This window comes from Proteus sp. fly-1067 (genome assembly GCF_040139345.1).
Classification (GTDB): domain Bacteria; phylum Pseudomonadota; class Gammaproteobacteria; order Enterobacterales; family Enterobacteriaceae; genus Proteus; species Proteus vulgaris_B.
In genome coordinates this window covers 172,315-191,108 of the sequence record NZ_JBEEUL010000004.1, presented here as the reverse complement: position 1 = coordinate 191,108, position 18,794 = coordinate 172,315, and the positions used below count along the sequence as shown (strand labels likewise).

The window sequence follows — 18,794 nt, the reverse complement described above, 5'->3', positions numbered from 1 at the left end:
ACCTTTTTCTTTATCTATTGATATATCATTTAAAATGAAAACTTATCTCAGTATATTATTTTAAAAAAATATCTCTTTAATCAATAAACTCATTTTATTTTTTTTCTTATATATGACTTTTTGTCAAAATCAAACAGACTGTTATTTATAAATAACAACGCTAAATAGACCTCATTTACACGCTTAAACATGTAAAACACAATAAAAACAAAGATAATCATAATGTTAAAAAATTACCATCTTGATTGGAATATATTAATTTTTACGAAAATAGACAAAATTCTGTTGTTCAGATAGTGACTTATGCGATAATAGTGCTATATTAAGCAAAGAAACATTTTATTGTGTGTTTTTTAAACTTCCTTGTATGCAATGAGTATTTGATATCATCTTTTGGTATGCTATTACTTTGTTAGAAATAATATATATAATTATTAAACTCTTTTAGCATACGGGTAAATATAAATGCCCAATCTCGATTTTGTGTTTTTTTATTAATCCATTAATGAATTATGTGAAGTGTCTCATTAATAAGTCTAACTCTACGTATTTACCATTATTAATGAATATTTTCTATTAATTCAGCCACGATAAGTTATGGACGAATATTCACCAGAAAAAGTAGATTTAGCTGAATTGTCGTTTTTATGTGAAGAGCTATTACAGCAAGCTTTAGGCTCATTAGATAAAGGCAACACCGTTTGGCACAATGATCTGAGTAGCACAAAAAGCGTTGACCTTAATGTCTTAATTGAACACATTATGGACTTTAGTTGGAAATTTAAGATTAAACACCCAGATAAACAAATAATTAACACTCTTATAGAAGAGTACCTTGAAGAAACATATCGTTTATTTGGTAATACATCAATTTCTTACTCAGACATCAATAATTGGAAAGAGTTAAATCATTCGCTTTTAACCCTTATAGCCAACAACCCCAAAAGTTATATTAAGTAAATTTAATTATCTTTAGTTTTATTCTAAATAATAGAGAAAAGACAACATGACTAAGACAGACTATCTAATGCGTTTAAGAAAATGCACCTCAATCGAAACATTAGAGCGAGTAATTGAAAAAAATAAATACGAACTCTCTGATGATGAGCTGGAGCTATTTTATTCAGCGGCTGATCATCGTTTAGCTGAGCTCACAATGAATAAACTCTATGACAAAATTCCAGCATCTGTTTGGAAATTTGTAAGATAATTTAGTTCTATTTAATTACCTTAATTTTATTTTTGCTATTTTTATTTTTTATAGTAGTAGGGTTATTAGTTCTTAATTTAGATATCGTTTTTATTCACGTTTTCTTATCAGTAGTATGATTACACACCATCATGCCGTTAACTTATTACGGCATGACTGCATTATTTTACCCAAAATTCCCCTTCCATATTATAAATATCATCATTCGTTTTCTAAAAATACGGCCATATACATTGAATTTATTATTTTCTACATACGTAATGTTGATATTCAAAAATGGGGAAATAACACACAAAAAGCGTATTAGTGGAAAAATAGGAAGAGATAAATTACGAAGGCTAGAAATTGGGTGGGGCCTTGCCAGCGACATCCCGGCACACGCGACACCTGCCATGGCTGCTTCCTTCCGGACCTGACCGAGTTAACAAGTTAGCGTTGCGGGAGAACCAACAAGACCCCATAGATTGTCTTATTGCTAAGACGTCACGCATTATGTTTTAAACTCACAAAAATAGCAAGGACAGTGAGCCTAAGTGATGATTAATTACCCAAATTAAGGCATATCTCTTATTCATCTACCTTTAGCGCTCTTTTTGTCTTTCATAAACCCATAAGATCGTATTCAATAAGCTAATAAACAATAATCTCATTGCCTATGTTCATTTATCATTAGGTTGCTATTGAAGATAAAAAGGAGATTATTTTTTTATATTTTTAGGATTGTATATAATCACTTTATAAAAAATAACCCGATCTAATGGTACAGGTACACTATGAGTCAGGCATTGAAAGATCTCATCAATTTAATGGCACTTGAAAAAATAGAAGAAGGTCTATTTAGAGGGCAAAGCGAAGATTTAGGATTACCTCAAGTTTTTGGTGGTCAAGTTGTAGGACAGGCACTGTATGCAGCAAAACAAACTATTGCAGATAATCGCTATATTAATTCCTTTCACAGCTATTTTTTACGTCCCGGTGATAGCCATAAACCCATTATTTATGATGTAGAATTTATTCGTGATGGAGGTTCATTTAGCACACGCAGAGTCAGTGCTATCCAACAGGGTAAACCTATTTTCTATATGACGGTTTCTTTTCAAGAGTTTGAGGAAGGTTTTGAGCATCAAGATACAATGCCTGATGTTCCTTTTCCTAATGAGCTTATCTCACAAGATGATATTTTGAAAAAATTGGCACCTAAATTACCAGAGCCGATTAAATCTTTAGCATTACGAGAAACTCCTTTTGAAGCTCGTCCAGTACAATATTTTAGCCCTTTTGGCTATTCTAAGGCACCCCCTGAACGCTATGTTTGGTACCGTAGTCGTGGTGAAATGCCATCAGATCCTTTTTTACATCAATATATGTTGGGCTATGTTTCTGATTTTGACTTCTTACCCACTGCACTCCAACCTTATGGTTTAGGATTTATGGACCCAAATCTTCAAGTAGCAACAATAGACCATTCAATGTGGTTTCATCGTCCATTCCGTATTGATGACTGGTTACTGTATGTGATTGAAAGCCCTTCGGCATCAGGAGGAAGAGGATTTGTTAGAGGTAAATTCTTTAACACGAATGGCCAATTAGTTGCTTCATCCGTTCAAGAGGGAGTTATTCGTCAAAAACGCCCTAAAATTAAATAAACATATTCCCCCCTCAAAAGAGGGGGAATAGACAATTACTGCTGATAAGCACGTTCACCATGAGAAGTTAAATCTAATCCATCATGCTCTTCTTCTTCAGAAACCCGTAACCCCACCAGCTTATCTGCGATTTTAAAACTAAGATAAGCGATAACACCTGACCAAATCACTGTAATAACAACACTCATTAACTGTATTAAAACTTGCTTGCTTAATGTCATGCCATCGCTATAGCCCACTCCCCCTAAAAATGAAGCCGTAAATACCCCCGTTAATAAACACCCCACAATGCCACAAGTTCCATGAATGCCAAAAACATCACAAACATCATCGGCTTTTAGCCACCGTTTTAAAATAACAACGCCCCAAAGCCCGATAATTCCACCTGTCACACCAATAAATAATGCGCCCATAACACCGACTGTACCCGCTGCTGGCGTAATTGCCACCAGTCCAGCAATACAACCCGAGCAACTGCCTAACATTGATGGCTTTCCTCTGACTAGCCATTCAGATAAAGTCCAAGAAAGTACCGCCCCCGCAGTTGCAATCACTGTATTCAAAAATGCTAAGGCTGCAATTGCATTTGCACTTCCCGCAGAGCCTGCATTGAAACCAAACCAACCAATATAAAGCACAGCCGTTCCAATAAATACCATCGGTAGATTATGAGGTTTAAGGGCTGTATGTTGGTAATCACGTCGTTTACCGAGTAAGTAAGCACCAACAAGGGCAGCAACAGCTGCATTGATATGAACTACGGTTCCGCCGGCAAAATCAAGTGCGCCATCATCAATTAACCAGCCACCTTCTCCCCATACCATGTGAGCGATCGGAATATAAGAAAACGTAAACCAAATAATCGTAAAAATAATCAACGCAGAAAAACGGACTCGCTCACCCAATGCACCAACAATCAAAGCAATCGTTATCACAGCAAAAGAACCTTGAAAGGCAATGTGTACATATTGATTAATTGAACCTGAAACAGACGCCAAAGAAATATTACTTAAAAAAGTAAGTGACCACCCACCCCACACTTTATTACCCGCAGTAAAAGCTAAGCTGTAGCCAAAAGTTATCCAAAGAATGACCACGACACTAAAGATCATCATCACTTGTGTTATCAACGAGAGCACGTTTTTACTTCTCAGCAATCCTCCATAAAACAAGGCAATACCAGGGATAGACATAAAAAAGACCAGTGCAGTGCAAATCAACATAAAACCATTATCAGCTTTATCGATAACCGAGACTTCAGAGGCAAATGCTGATGAAGAAAAGTTTGTAAGCACTAACATTAATAATAAAGAAAGTAAGCTTTTCATCGAAATTCTCCTTTAAAGAGCCTCATCACCAAACTCACCCGTACGAATACGAACAGCTTGTAATAGTTCTAAAACAAAAATTTTGCCATCTCCCACTTTACCCGTATCTGTCGCTTGCATAATTGTTTGCATAACAGGCTCAAGTTGCTCATCGCTGATGGCGAGTTCTATTTTCACTTTAGGAAGAAAATTGACTTCATATTCGGCCCCTCGATAAAGCTCAGCATGCCCTTTCTGTCGCCCATATCCCTTTACTTCACTGATTGTCATCCCTTTTATACCCAACTCAGAAAGTAACTCTCTGACCTCTTCTAATTTAAATGGCTTAATTATGGCGATGATATATTTCATATAAACCTCGTCTATGTAAGAAAGAACAACGTTTATAAAGCAAAGGACATGCCAATTTTTAATATAATGATATTTAAAGAAAAATTTAAATTATTAAAAAATAGAACTAATAAACTCACCGAATTGGTGCAAACAGAAGCCTGCTATTTTGATAAAAGCGAAATAATGGAAAATAAAAAAGGACACATTGTTTTATGTGCCCTTTAAAAAAATCAGATATTAATTTTAAGTCAATTATTCTACTTCGACAGGATTTTGTTCTTGTAAAGATTCCCTAACCTGCTGTAATTGAAACATATTATAGTATCGTCCTTTTTGTGAGAGTAATTCCATGTGATCACCCTGTTCAACAATTGCACCACGATGAAGCACCACAATTTCATTGGCTTCAATAATAGTTGAAAGTCGATGAGCAATAACAATCAGGGTTGTTTTTTCTCTTACTACTTTTAATGCCTTTTGTATGGCTTGCTCTGTTCCTGAATCAATATTCGCTGTTGCTTCATCAAGAATAAGAATACAAGGTGGTATTAATAATACACGTGCTAATGCAAGTAACTGTTTTTGCCCTGCAGATAAGCGACTACCTTGTTCGCCAAGTTCTGTTTGTAATCCTTCTGGTAATGCTTTAGCCCATTGATCAAGTTGTACTGTTTCTAACACCTGCCATAAATGTGATTCATCACATTCTCGCCCTAATGCAATGTTGTCATACAACGAACCTGATAATAAAACTGGATCTTGCTGCACCATAGCAATACCACTGCGCAACGCATAATGAGAGTAATCCTCTAAAGGTTGCCCATCTAAATAAATATTCCCTTTTTGCCAAGGGTAATTTCCCATCAACAGACTTGCTAACGTACTTTTACCGCTCCCTGTATGTCCAACAAATGCCACAAAATGACGAGCAGGAATAGCTAAGTTGATATCCTTTAATACCCATTGTTCATCACGATAGGCAAACCATAAGGAATTAACATCAATATTACCTTGAGTAATGATATGTGATGATGAGCCGTAATGTTGTGAAGGTGCATCCATCAATTCAAAAACACGTTCACCTGAAACAACCGCTTGTTGCAAAATGGACTGCTGCGATGTCAATGTGATTAACGGTTCATTTAATCGCCCCAAATAACTAATAAACGCATAAATCACCCCAACGCCGATAACTGCACTGCCTTGATAGCCAAATAGCATCAATAAGCCACACAAAACCAACGCAGAGAGCATGCTTAGCAAAGGACGCAATAACAGTCCATCAAGTTTTAATGCTTTCATACGGGCCTGATAATGCTGCCAGCTATCATCTGACATTCTTTGACCAAATCGAGCTTGTTGCCTAAATTGCTGGATCACTGACATTCCATTGATAACTTCATGGAAACCATCATTAATATTGGCAAGAAAATGGCGTACATTGCGGACTATCGGTGTACTGAGTCGCTGATATAGCATCATCACACCAATAACAGCGGGGAAGATAGTCATCGCTACCAATGCCATTTGCCACTCTAATAAGAACATGGCAATTAACATAACAACCACTAACGCAATGGCACGAAACAATGTCGGTAAGACGTTAACAAACAAATCTTTAATTGTTTCGGTATCATTCGTTACACGAGAAATTAATTGACCTACCGGTTGATTATCAAAAGCACTTAATGGTTGTTTTAGTGCAGCGCTCATCACATCTGTGCGTAATTGTTGTACAACCCCAACAGCCGCATGGTTAAACACAATTGCCTGATAATAATGAAGTGTCGCTGCAATTATTTGTAAAAGAATAAATGCCAATGCCAAACCTAATGAAGATGTTAATTCAACATTATTCGTAGCCACTTTTTTATCAATGAAATAACCCACAATTAATGGGCCACCCACCTCTGCAACTGCAGCTACCCACAACATAATGACGCCCCATGTCATAGGTTTGCGATAGGTTTTACCATAAGTTAAAAGACGCTTTAATGCAGGGAATAGCGCTTTAACGGATTTATTTTTACTGATCGTCATCCAGCGCGGCCTCTAATTGCTGATAATGGTACATATCTTGATACCAACCAGGTATTGAAATTAATTGTTGATGCGTACCTTGTTCTACAATTTCGCCTTGTTTTAACACTAGGATATTAGTAGCACCAACCAAAGCAGATAAACGATGTGCACTGATAATCAACGTTCTATCTTTTCGCCATTGCGACAAATTTTGTAAAATTTGATATTCAGTTTGTCCATCAACGGCAGATAATGCGTCATCTAATAACAAAATTTCCGCATCTAAGAGTAGCGCTCGCGCAATAGAAATACGCTGTTTTTGCCCGCCAGATAGCATCACACCTTTTTCACCTACCTGCGTTTGATACCCTTCAGGTAAACGCAGAATATCATCATGAATATTTGCCAGTTTAGCTACCGCTTCAATTTCATCTTTAGTTGCATTAGGACGTCCTAATGCGATGTTTCCTGCAATGGTATCTGAAAATAAAAAAGGTGTTTGATTAACTACAGCTAAACGCGCTCGCCACTCATCGAGTTTTAATTGGTAAATAGGTATGGATTGAAAACAAATTTCACCTTCAGTTACATCGTAAAGTCGTTGGATAACGGTGAGTAGTGTACTTTTCCCACTACCAGTCATTCCGCAAATTCCCAACATATCGCCGGGAGATAAGGTGAAATGAATATTTTTAAGCACATCTGTTGTTTGTTCAGGATACTGAAAGCGATCGATATCAACAGATAATATCCCTCGACCTTGTTTCGGTGATAAATCACCATCAATCATATCGAGTTTTTCATTCAATAAGCTATTAATTCGGCTGTAGGCAGCACTGCCACGTTCAACAATATTAAACATCCATGCCAGCGCTAACATAGGCCAAATCATTTGACCTAAATACATAACAAAACTAGTTAATTCACCTAATGTCATTTTGTCATTGAGTACCAGATAGCTCCCACCAGCAACTGCGAGCAAATTAGCAAAACCGATCGCCATAAAAATGGTGGGATCAAACAAAGCATCAATTCTTGCAACACGCATATTTTGACGCCCAGTTTCTTTTGCAACATCATCGAAACGAGAAGCATGCTGTTGTTCAAGCCCGAATGATTTGATCATGCGAATACTGCTCAGGCTTTCTTGTGCTTGGTTATTCAGTGACGAAAAAAGTGCCTGCGCGGTTTTAAAACGGCTATGTAACTTATCACCATAACGTTTAATCAAAATGGCCATTAGTGGCATAGGTAATAATGAAATTAGTGTTAGTTCCCAGCTTAACTGGATACTCATCATCACAAGGACAGCAAGTCCCATCACCATTGAATCAACTAAAGTTAGAACGCCTTCTCCAGCCGCAAAAACGACTTTATCAACGTCATTCGTGGTACGAGCGATCAAATCGCCAGTACGATAACGATGATAGAAAGAAGAGGATTGCTGATTAAGCTGTTGATAAATCTGCATTCGCAGTTTTACGGCTAATTGATAAGAAGCACCAAATAACCAAAGTCGCCAAAAATAACGTAAAAGATAAACTGCGAGGGCAATTAACACCATCACACCAACCCAATTCATTACTTGGCTAAACGACAGACTATGATTATCAACACCATCCACAATGATCCCTACAATTTTAGGAGGGATCACCTGTAATACTGCGATAACCACCAATAAGAAAATGGCACCGACATAACGACGCCATTCACTGAGAAAATACCAACTGAGCTGTGAAAATAGAGCCACGCCTTAAATCCTAAGGTTATACAAAAAATAAAAGTGCCAGTTGGTAAAGATGAACCTTATTCAGGTATCGGCATTGCCGTTGTGTATTTAATTTTTTCCATTGCGAAGTTAGAAGTCACGTCAATAAGACCTGGTACACCATTAACCATACGCTTATAAAACAAGTCGTAACTTTTCATGTCTACCACTTCAACATGCATTAGATAATCACACTCACCCGCCATTCGATAGAATGTCAGTACTTCTGGCATTTGCTTAACAAATGAAACAAACTGTTCGTACCATTCGCTATTATGTTGCTGTGTTCTAATCATAACAATAACTGTTAGACCTAGCCCAATTTTTTCGCTATCAAGTAGGGCAACTCGTTTACGAATATAACCGTCATCCTCGAGTCGTTTCAATCGTTTCCAGCAAGGTGTTGAGGTTAGGTTAACAGCCTCAGCCAAAGTATTCAGTGAGAGGCTTGAATCTTCCTGTAATAGCGCTAATAATTTACGGTCAATCTTATCTAACATAGATACTCCTTCAAAATATGCCCCTACAAAAAATAATGATAACCTGCCCCTTAGTATAAGAGTAATCATCTAATGATAAATCGGTAATAAATTGTCATAATATATGTACTTTTATGCGTACTAATCCTTATGTAAATTCGATTTTCAGGAGTATTCCGATGAAAAAAACGGTCGTTGTCTTTAGTGGTGGGCAAGATTCGACAACATGCCTTATTCAAGCAAAAGAAAAGTACGATGAAGTACATTGCATCACATTTAATTATGGGCAACGTCATAAAGAAGAAATTGAGGTAGCACAAAAAGTAAGTCAATTACTAGGAGCAACTGCGCATAAGGTTTTGGATGTAAATTTACTCAATGAACTCGCTATCAGTAGCTTAACTCGCGACAATATACCTGTTCCTGATTTCAAAGAAAGTGAAGAAAGTGATATTCCAAGTACCTTTGTACCGGGTAGAAATATTCTTTTCCTCACTTTAGCTGCTATTTATGCTTACCAAATTGGGGCTGAAAGTGTCATTACAGGAGTTTGTGAGACTGATTTTTCTGGCTATCCTGATTGTCGTGATGAATTTGTCAAAGCACTAAATCATGCAGTCAATTTAGGTATTGCACGTGATATTAAATTCATCACTCCATTAATGTGGCTAGATAAAGCTGAAACTTGGGCATTAGCAGATTATTACCAAAAATTAAATTTTGTTCGCCATGAAACCTTAACCTGCTATAACGGTGTTCAAGGTGATGGCTGTGGTGAATGTGCCGCTTGCCATTTAAGACAACGCGGATTAAACACTTATTTAGCTGATAAAAAGCAAATCATGCAGGCAATGAAACAGAAAGTAGGATTAAAATAGTTACTGTAATATCGCCCACTTGATCGTTATCACTGCAACTTGTTCGCTTAGGCAGTGATAACCACTCATGCATTATCACTACCTTAAATTACGTTGAGTTAACTCATCTTGGTCAAATTACTCTTATTTATAATGTGAAATCACTCTAGATTATGATGCTTGACGTACATACTCTAGTTTTTCTCTTAATTGATCCGTTAAGGTCAGTGCTTTTTTGGTATTAATGTCTACAAGAACAAACGTGATTAATGCATCAGAAATAAGCGCACCATCTTTTTTTCTGACTATCTTTTGAGACAATACACCACTTTTAATCCCAACTTCAGCAACTTCACAGTCAATAATTAACTCATCACCAAGACTTGCTGGTAAGCGATAATTAATATTGATATTAGCGACTACTAACGCCAAACCATTACGCTTAAACCAAGCAAAATCTAAATGTTGTTCAATCCAATCCCATCGGGCTTGTTCTAAAAACTCAAGGTAACGTGCATTATTCACATGTTCAAAAACATCTAAATGAAAACCATAAACTTTAATTAATGTACTCATACAAATCCATTACCTCTTGATTATTATATTAAAAATTTTGATAACGTTTCTTTGCGATACAATAAATATAGTCAAAAAAATAAATTTAGTAATATCTCAATTTAGCTGTTTTATCTTTCACTCCATTTAACGAATCAATTCAATGGAAATGTGTTTCTCTTATTACAAAGAGAAACACACGTTATTAAAACAATATTTGTCTTTTCAGTAAACGAGCTACATGCAATATAAAATGCAAGTTAGCTCATTAGTTTATGACGATAAAATCACGATTTTGTTCGACTAATTTCATCCCTATACCAAATACTTTTTCAAGTTGTTCAATAGAGGTAAATCGACCCAATTGTTCACGGTAATCAATAATAGCTTGAGCTTTTGCTTTACCAATACCTTTAAGTCCCATTAACTCATCAACCGTTGCTGTATTTAAATCAACCTTATCTCCTACATTTACTTTTACTTCTTTTGCATTTTTATCAACAGATGTGCTCGTTTCAATAGAAATCGAGGGGATTGAAACAGGTGTTTCTTCTGCATAAGAAAGCGGTGAAAGTCCTAGTCCTAAAGCAAGGCAGATTGAAGCCATAAATCCTGATAACACTTTTTTATCCATCGTCATAATCATAATTTCCTTTTATAAAATAACTTTAAATTCAATAGCAAACAGTGTTTTCTGAATGCAAAAAAATAATGACAAGATATTAATAAACCTGCAATTACATAAAAATAAAATGTCGAGAGAATAGGAAAAACAAAATGAACAAAGGCTGAGTTACAAAAAAATTATCGGGATTACTCTCAAATATTCTTTTTTAAGAAAAAATAGATATAAACTCTCAATATCAATATTTGATACCCATAAAAAAACCCAGCCTAAGCTGGGTTTCTATTAAGATTTAAAGATAACTTATTGATAATCTTTGTCGAAAATCTCAATTTTAGCGTTGTCTTTTAAATCACGTAAAATCAGTTGTAAAGCTTCTTCGCCCATCTGCGCACGATAGAGGTTAGCCATAAACTCTAATTGCTCTGATGTTGGTTTGCCATCTGTCACGCTATCTAATTGAATAAAGACAACCTTAGTGCCTGGCACATTAGTCATACCATATTCTTTTTTGCCGTCAGCAGGCTTAGGCATAGCAAAAATAGCGGTTTGAACTGCATCTGTCGCAGATGAATGAACAATGCTTTCCACATTACCAAAAGAAAGGTTAGCCGCTTTTAGTGCTTCATCACCTTTGCCTTCTTTTAATGCAGCTAAAATTTTCTGCGCTTGTGTATTCATTGCTTGCGATGCTTTTTGCTGTTTAACGAGCATAACAACTTGATCTCGAACTTTATCTAACGGTAGGCTTGCAGAAGGCTTATAACCCTCTACACGCACGACAAATGCACTGTCATTGCCTAACGTCACCATATCTGAATTCATGCCCGTAGGGCCATTTTCATCAACTAATGAGCCACCAAAAATTAATTGGGTCAGTTTTTCATTATTTAATGGTGCTGGTACGGTATTTTCATCAAACCAATCTGTATCAACAACTGTCACATTACCCGCTTTAGCCGCGGGTGCTAATGTGTCGTTATCATTAGAGGCTGCCTGACTCACGCGTTGTTGCAATGCAAAGAAATCATCGATAGCTTTGTTTTCGCGCATTTTTGCCAGTAAATCTGTTTTCACTTCGTCAAACGGTTTTACAACAGATTGTTTAATATCATCAAGGCGGAAAATTGCGTAACCATTGCTGATTTTAACAGGTGCAGAAAGTTGGCCTTTTTCTGTCAAACTCGCATTAGCCAGTTCTGGTAATTCTTGCCCTATGGTTATCCAACCTAAAGAACCATTTTGTTTCGCAGAGAAAGTATCAACTGATTTTTCTTTGACTAACGTAACGAAGTCTGCACCTTTTTTCAGTTCTTCTGCCGCTGCTTTCGCGGTAGCTTCATCAGCTAACACTAAGATGCTGTATTGTTTCTGTCCCGCGGCTGTAAATTCATCGATGTTGCTGTCGTAATACGCTTTTGCTTCATCATCGGTAATATTAATGCTATTAAGATCTTTTTGAGCATTTAATTGAATATAACTGACTTTAAATTGCTCTGGCGCGATAAACATTTGGTTATTTTGTTCATAGAACGCCTTCACTTCATCGTCTGACGCCGTTTCTTTTTCAAGGAATGGCTGAATATCTAATGACGCTAAGCGTACGTTACGGCTTTGCAACATCAGTCCTGCAAATTCTTTAACTTCGCTTTCTAAGGCAAAATCAGTGCCTTGGATAGAGAATCTTAATTGCTGATTGATAAGATTTTGGCGAATACCTTCTGCAAATGCATCAGCATCAATATTATTACCTTTCAATAAATCGACGTATTTTTTATTGTCAAATTTGCCATTAGTTTGAAAGTAAGGAAGCGCAAAAATTGCTTCTCTAATTTGTTGATCGCCCGCTGAAATACCAAGATTTTGTGCAAATTGATCAAGTAAAGCTTGATTAATAAGTAAATCAAGTGATTGTTGGCGGATCAGTTTCTGACCTTCTTCTGATGAAGCAAGAGCAGCAAAGTTTTCACCCATATCTTGTTGTAACTGAGCGCGACGTTGCTGGTAAGCTTGCTCTAATTGAGAACGGCTAATTTTATATCCGTTAACTTCCGCAGCATCATTAACGCCGGAACTAAAGAGATATCCGCCCACACCAGTTAGGACGAAAGAGAGGATGATCACAGCTAATAATATCTTGATAAATGGATTATTAGCAGTTGAACGAATGTTGTCCATCATAACGAGACGAGGCTCCGTTTGGTGAAATAAAAATTATTTTTATGAGTGTTACACGACTATTTTGAGCACAGCGAAAAGATAATATGCCCATGCTGGCTTAATATCAAAATATCGCGACACGCGACAATCATTAAAAACAGCCAGTCCCGTATTCAATGTGCAGTCTTAAACACGCACTTTCTATCACTAAGAAAACTAAACAGCATTATTTGATTCATTGATTTAACTCACCACTGAATCCTTCATTGTTGTCTATTTCAGTTATAGAACAACGCGACATTCTATCAAATGACTACTTTAGTTTCACGTCTTATCGCCAGAGAATTCAAGGTTTAATCGTGATTTAACATCTAAAAAAAGAAAAGCGCATCTCAAAAAGATGCGCTTCATTTTTTAATTGAGTCGTTTTCTGTTTATCCATAACGTTAAGTTAATAACTCTTTGGCAGAAATTTCGTTCAACTATTATTGATTAACTGCGTCTTTTAAGCCTTTACCCGCACGGAATGCAGGAACTTTTGCAGCTTCAATTTGAATTTCTTTACCAGTTTGTGGGTTACGGCCAGTACGAGCTGCACGATCACGTACAGTAAAAGTACCGAAACCTACTAATGCTACATCATCACCTTTTTGTAAAGATTCAGTGATAGAAGCAACCAGAGCATCTACAACACGACCTGCTGCCGCTTTTGAGATATCTGCATTTGCAGCAATTTTGTCGATCAGTTGAGTTTTATTCACGCTTTCATCCCCATAATTTTATGCGTTATTTTTCACCATTAATGGCAAATTTTGCAAACGTCGTTATATCAAGCCTTTTTAGATATAGCAAGACCGATAAAACAGCATTATTAATTAAAATCCCCATTAAATTAGCGACACAAAAAAAGGCTGGCAAGCTTTTATTACTTATCCAGCCTTTTTTTTAGCTATAATTTATGACTAGCATCACTTTTTAGTGCGATTTATCTGTCACAATTTCCATGCCAAACGGCGAGTTTTGTAGGGCTAACGATAAAACTTCCTCAATTGTTTTCACCGGGTGAATATCCAGGTCAGCAACAATATTTTCAGGAATTTCTTCTAAATCACGTTTATTTTCATCTGGGATAAGAACAGTCTTAATTCCACCACGATGTGCAGCAAGTAACTTTTCTTTCAGTCCGCCAATTGGCAATACTTGTCCGCGTAACGTAATTTCACCCGTCATAGCAACATCAGAACGAACAGGGTTACCTGTTAAGCTTGATACCAATGCGGTACACATTGCAATACCCGCACTTGGACCATCTTTTGGTGTCGCACCTTCAGGAACGTGTACGTGCATGTCACGTTTTTCATAGAAATCGCTATTGATACCCAGCTTATCCGCACGAGCACGAACAACCGTCATTGCTGCTTGGATAGATTCTTGCATAACTTCACCTAAAGAACCGGTGAATGTTAGCTTACCTTTACCTGGGACACTCGCTGTTTCAATTGTTAGTAGATCACCACCAACTTCTGTCCATGCAAGTCCTGTTACCATACCTACTCGGTTTTCAGTATCAGCACGACCGTAGTCTACTTTACGAACACCTAAATAGTCTTTGAGATTATCTTCGTTAATCTCAATATGTTTGATCGTGCTATCCATCAGCAGTTGTTTCACTGCTTTACGGCATAATTTAGAAATTTCGCGTTCTAAACTACGTACACCTGCTTCACGAGTGTAATAACGAATAATACCCATAATGGCGCTGTCATGGATTGTCAGCTCACTTGGTTTTAATGCATTACGTTCAATCTGTTTTGGTAACAAGTGCTGTTTAGCGATGTTCAGCTTTTCATCTTCGGTATAACCCGATAAACGAATAACTTCCATACGATCTAACAGCGGTGCCGGTATATTCATGGAGTTAGATGTCGCCACAAACATAACATCAGACAGATCGTAATCAACTTCCAAATAATGGTCGTTAAATGCGATATTTTGTTCTGGATCTAACACCTCTAGCAGTGCAGATGCTGGATCACCTCGCATGTCTGATGACATCTTATCAATTTCATCTAATAGGAAAAGTGGGTTTTTCACACCAACTTTTGCCATTTTCTGAATTAATTTACCTGGCATAGAACCAATATATGTACGACGGTGACCACGGATTTCGGCTTCATCACGTACACCACCTAACGCCATACGAACATATTTACGACCTGTTGCTTTAGCAATAGATTGACCCAGAGAGGTTTTACCCACACCTGGAGGCCCTACCAAGCACAGAATTGGCCCTTTAATTTTGCTAACTCGAGACTGTACCGCGAGATATTCAAGGATACGCTCTTTAACTCGTTCTAAACCATAATGGTCAGTATCAAGCACTTCTTGCGCTTTCACTAAGTCTTTTTTAACTTTGCTACGACTATTCCAAGGAACTTGAACCATCCAATCGATATAACTACGTACAACCGTAGCTTCTGCTGACATTGGCGACATCATTTTTAATTTCTGAAGTTCTGCTTCTGTCTTTTCTTTTGCCTCTTTTGGCATTTTTGCAGCATCGATTTTACGTTTCAGCGATTCCATTTCATCAGGTGCATCATCCATCTCACCTAACTCTTTTTGAATCGCTTTCATTTGTTCATTGAGATAATACTCTCGCTGACTTTTTTCCATCTGCTTTTTAACACGATTACGAATGCGTTTTTCGACTTGTAGCAGATCGATTTCTGATTCCATCATCGCCATTAAGTACTCTAGGCGTTCAGTCACATCAGACATTTCAAGTACAGCTTGCTTATCTTTCAGTTTCAGCGGCATATGAGAAGCAATGGTATCTGCTAATTTTGCTGATTCTTCGATAGCATGTAATGAGGCCAATACTTCTGGCGGAATTTTTTTATTCAGTTTGATATAACCTTCAAACTGATTAATCGTTGTACGATTTAAGACTTCTTGTTCACGCTCATCAACAGCTGGCGTTTCAAGGTATTCTGCTTTCGCCTGAAAGTACTCACCATTGTCAGATAACATCGTAATTTTGGCACGACGAATACCTTCAACAAGGACTTTTACTGTTCCATCAGGTAATTTTAGCATCTGTAAAACAGAGGCAACTGTACCGACAGAAAAAAGATCATTAACACCTGGTTCGTCAGTAGATGCATCTTTCTGCGCAACCAGCATAATTTGTTTGTTGTCGTTCATCGCGGCTTCTAAGCAATGAATAGATTTTTCACGACCAACGAACAACGGGATCACCATATGCGGATATACAACGACATCACGTAATGGCAATACAGGTATTTCAATACGTTCTGGACGCTCAGGATTCATAGAGCTCTCTCTTCGTTTTTAGCTTAACGCTTTTACAGGTAATTTTATTCGCATGTCACCAAATAAAATTAATTCCACGGATTGTCAAAATATATAAGGGCACTTTTCTGACATTCAATAGCCTTACCCATTAAAAAAACAAAATGAGGGAAAATTCCCTCATTTTTATTGCGTTGGCGCGCTTTATCTTAAATTTCTCGTCTATTTAAGAGAAAATTACAGATAATGTCAGATAAGAGACATTGCCAAATTACGATGCATTATTCACCTGATGCTTGGTTTTCTGGTTGGCTATAAATAATCAACGGCTCAGATTTTCCATTGATGACACCTTCATCAATAACAACTTTCTCTGCATTTTCAAATGAAGGAAGGTCATACATCGTATCAAGTAATGCAGCTTCAACAATTGAGCGTAAACCACGAGCACCTGTTTTACGTACCATGGCTTTTTTTGCGATTGCAGTCAGCGCTTCTTTACGGAATTCTAAATCCACACCCTCTAACTTAAATAATGCCTGATATTGTTTTGTCAATGCATTTTTAGGTTCTTGTAAGATTTGGATCAATGCATCCTCGTTTAACTCACCTAATGTCGCAACAACAGGTAAACGTCCAATAAATTCGGGAATAAGTCCAAATTTAATCAGATCTTCTGGTTCAACTTGAGCTAATAATTCACCTTCACTGGCTTTTTCTTTTTGGCTTTTGACTTCTGCACCAAAACCAATACCAGAGTGTGTATTTAAACGTTGTGCAACAACTTTATCAAGGCCAGCAAATGCACCACCACAAATAAAGAGGATTTTAGAGGTATCAACCTGTAAAAATTCTTGTTGTGGGTGCTTACGTCCACCTTGGGGAGGAACCGAAGCCACCGTTCCTTCAACTAGTTTCAATAATGCTTGCTGTACACCTTCACCAGACACATCGCGTGTAATTGATGGGTTTTCAGATTTACGAGTGATCTTGTCAATTTCATCAATATAAACAATACCACGTTGTGCTTTTTGCACATCGTAATCACATTTTTGTAGCAGTTTTTGAATAATGTTTTCAACATCTTCACCCACATAACCCGCTTCTGTTAGCGTTGTGGCATCTGCCATAGTAAAAGGAACATCAAGGTAGCGTGCTAATGTTTCTGCTAATAGCGTTTTACCACTACCTGTAGGCCCAATCAGCAAAATATTACTTTTTCCTAGCTCAACACCATTGGCTTTATCGCCATTACGCAGGCGTTTATAGTGATTATAAACGGCAACAGCCAGAACTTTTTTAGCCAATTCTTGACCGATAACATAGTCATCAAGGTGCTTACGAATTTCATGTGGCGTTGGCAATTCACTGCGTTCATGATGAGGCGCCAGTTCTTTTATTTCTTCACGAATGATATCGACACAAAGATCAACACATTCATCACAGATATAAACCGACGGGCCAGCGATCAATTTCTTCACTTCATGCTGGCTTTTACCGCAGAAAGAGCAATACAGAAGCTTCCCTGAGCTATCTTTGCGCTTATCTGTCATCAGTCAACCTCACTTAGTTATTCTTCTTATTGATTGATAAGAAGAAGAAAGACTTTTTACATAGAGATATTAATGGCAGTTTCCTTTGCCTAATTCTATAACAAAGGAAACATGTTAATTCAGTTGCTATTACAACGCGCTGTAATTAACTACGTTGTGTATAGACTTTATCCACTAATCCGTATTCTAACGCTTCGTTAGCGGATAAGAAACGATCACGCTCAGTGTCTCTTTCTATTTCTTCAATAGATTTACCCGTATGCTGAGCCATTAATTCATTCATACGCGATTTTACTTTCAAAATTTCTTGTGCATGAATTTGAATATCTGTCGCCTGACCTTGGTAACCGCCTAATGGTTGGTGGATCATCACACGAGAGTTAGGCAAGCAAATACGTTTACCCTTTGCACCCGCTGATAATAAGAAAGCGCCCATTGAACACGCTTGTCCCATACAAATCGTGCTGACATCAGCTTTGATATACTGCATGGTGTCATAAATGGACATACCCGCAGTAATTACACCACCTGGTGAATTGATATATAGATTGATGTCTTTTTCTGGGTTTTCTGCTTCTAAAAATAGCATTTGAGCGACGATCAGATTAGCCATGTGATCTTCAACTTGGCCAGTCAGGAAAATGATACGTTCTTTTAATAAACGTGAATAAATGTCGTAAGAACGCTCTCCTCGCGAAGTTTGCTCTATAACCATCGGCACCAGAGCCATATTAGGTGCGAATTGTTCCTGTGTGTCGTTAAATGACATGTCTGTCTCCTATTGCATTCTTATTGGTGCCAATGACAACAATTTTACTTGAGATAATTGATCATGACCATTTCTAATGATCTAATCTCTCACAAGACATTCAAGGCGCCTCGCGAGGAGTGATAAAGAGAATATAGAATTATCTGGAGATAATCGCTCAGATTTCAAGGCTAA

The 18,794-nt window shown here is 37.3% G+C and carries 16 protein-coding genes and 1 other RNA gene; 4 read left to right on the top strand and 13 right to left on the bottom strand.

Annotated elements, in window-relative coordinates; all coding sequences use genetic code 11:
* The first annotated feature begins 597 nt into the window (after positions 1-597).
* Both tomB and hha read left to right on the top strand, forming a co-directional pair.
* Positions 598-960, top strand: a complete 363-nt coding sequence (gene tomB / locus ABN217_RS08360; protein ID WP_196553556.1) for an Hha toxicity modulator TomB — start codon at positions 598-600, stop codon at positions 958-960.
* Positions 961-1,006: 46 nt separating this feature from the next.
* The gene (hha, locus tag ABN217_RS08355) at positions 1,007-1,210 is read left to right on the top strand and encodes a hemolysin expression-modulating protein Hha (RefSeq protein WP_006535062.1); all 204 of its coding nucleotides are present in this window, start codon (positions 1,007-1,009) and stop codon (positions 1,208-1,210) included.
* A 355-nt stretch (positions 1,211-1,565) separates the two neighbouring features.
* Here hha and ffs read toward each other — a convergent pair.
* Positions 1,566-1,662: signal recognition particle sRNA small type (gene ffs, locus ABN217_RS08350), an RNA gene on the bottom strand.
* A gap of 321 nt (positions 1,663-1,983) precedes the next feature.
* Between ffs and tesB the strand changes: the two genes are divergently transcribed.
* Entirely contained in the window at positions 1,984-2,856 is an 873-nt protein-coding gene (gene tesB / locus ABN217_RS08345) for an acyl-CoA thioesterase II (protein ID WP_196553555.1), read from the top strand.
* A 35-nt stretch (positions 2,857-2,891) separates the two neighbouring features.
* On the opposite strand, the gene amtB is transcribed toward tesB, so the two are convergent.
* The 5 genes from amtB to ABN217_RS08320 form a co-directional block, all read right to left on the bottom strand.
* Positions 2,892-4,184, bottom strand: coding sequence for an ammonium transporter AmtB (amtB, locus tag ABN217_RS08340; RefSeq protein WP_196553554.1), 1,293 nt, complete (start codon positions 4,182-4,184; stop codon positions 2,892-2,894).
* Positions 4,185-4,196: 12 nt separating this feature from the next.
* Entirely contained in the window at positions 4,197-4,535 is a 339-nt protein-coding gene (locus tag ABN217_RS08335; RefSeq protein ID WP_072069375.1) for a P-II family nitrogen regulator, read from the bottom strand.
* Between the two features lie 234 nt (positions 4,536-4,769).
* Positions 4,770-6,557: a SmdB family multidrug efflux ABC transporter permease/ATP-binding protein gene (locus tag ABN217_RS08330; RefSeq protein WP_196553553.1), complete on the bottom strand. Its 1,788-nt coding sequence runs from the start codon at positions 6,555-6,557 to the stop codon at positions 4,770-4,772.
* Positions 6,544-8,289, bottom strand: coding sequence for a SmdA family multidrug ABC transporter permease/ATP-binding protein (locus ABN217_RS08325; RefSeq protein WP_196553552.1), 1,746 nt, complete (start codon positions 8,287-8,289; stop codon positions 6,544-6,546). The genes ABN217_RS08330 and ABN217_RS08325 overlap by 14 nt, the downstream gene beginning before the upstream one ends.
* A 56-nt stretch (positions 8,290-8,345) precedes the next feature.
* Entirely contained in the window at positions 8,346-8,807 is a 462-nt protein-coding gene (locus ABN217_RS08320) for an Lrp/AsnC family transcriptional regulator (protein WP_072069378.1), read from the bottom strand.
* Positions 8,808-8,965: 158 nt separating this feature from the next.
* Here ABN217_RS08320 and queC point away from each other — a divergent pair, with 158 nt between their 5' ends.
* Positions 8,966-9,664, top strand: a complete 699-nt coding sequence (queC, locus tag ABN217_RS08315; RefSeq protein ID WP_196553551.1) for a 7-cyano-7-deazaguanine synthase QueC — start codon at positions 8,966-8,968, stop codon at positions 9,662-9,664.
* Between the two features lie 150 nt (positions 9,665-9,814).
* On the opposite strand, the gene ABN217_RS08310 is transcribed toward queC, so the two are convergent.
* From ABN217_RS08310 to clpP, 7 genes are all read right to left on the bottom strand, one after another.
* Positions 9,815-10,219, bottom strand: coding sequence for an acyl-CoA thioesterase (locus ABN217_RS08310; RefSeq protein ID WP_072069380.1), 405 nt, complete (start codon positions 10,217-10,219; stop codon positions 9,815-9,817).
* Positions 10,220-10,466: 247 nt separating this feature from the next.
* The gene (locus ABN217_RS08305) at positions 10,467-10,841 is read right to left on the bottom strand and encodes a ComEA family DNA-binding protein (protein WP_419775808.1); all 375 of its coding nucleotides are present in this window, start codon (positions 10,839-10,841) and stop codon (positions 10,467-10,469) included.
* A gap of 285 nt (positions 10,842-11,126) precedes the next feature.
* Positions 11,127-13,004, bottom strand: a complete 1,878-nt coding sequence (ppiD, locus tag ABN217_RS08300) for a peptidylprolyl isomerase (RefSeq protein WP_196553549.1) — start codon at positions 13,002-13,004, stop codon at positions 11,127-11,129.
* Between the two features lie 464 nt (positions 13,005-13,468).
* Positions 13,469-13,744: a nucleoid-associated protein HU-beta gene (gene hupB, locus ABN217_RS08295; RefSeq protein ID WP_036911695.1), complete on the bottom strand. Its 276-nt coding sequence runs from the start codon at positions 13,742-13,744 to the stop codon at positions 13,469-13,471.
* Between the two features lie 214 nt (positions 13,745-13,958).
* Positions 13,959-16,319, bottom strand: coding sequence for an endopeptidase La (gene lon, locus ABN217_RS08290; protein ID WP_072069382.1), 2,361 nt, complete (start codon positions 16,317-16,319; stop codon positions 13,959-13,961).
* Between the two features lie 260 nt (positions 16,320-16,579).
* On the bottom strand, positions 16,580-17,851 hold the full coding sequence (gene clpX / locus ABN217_RS08285) for an ATP-dependent protease ATP-binding subunit ClpX (RefSeq protein ID WP_036932880.1): 1,272 nt from the start codon (positions 17,849-17,851) through the stop codon (positions 16,580-16,582).
* A 145-nt stretch (positions 17,852-17,996) separates the two neighbouring features.
* Positions 17,997-18,620: an ATP-dependent Clp endopeptidase proteolytic subunit ClpP gene (gene clpP / locus ABN217_RS08280; protein ID WP_004245088.1), complete on the bottom strand. Its 624-nt coding sequence runs from the start codon at positions 18,618-18,620 to the stop codon at positions 17,997-17,999.
* Positions 18,621-18,794: the final 174 nt, after the last annotated feature.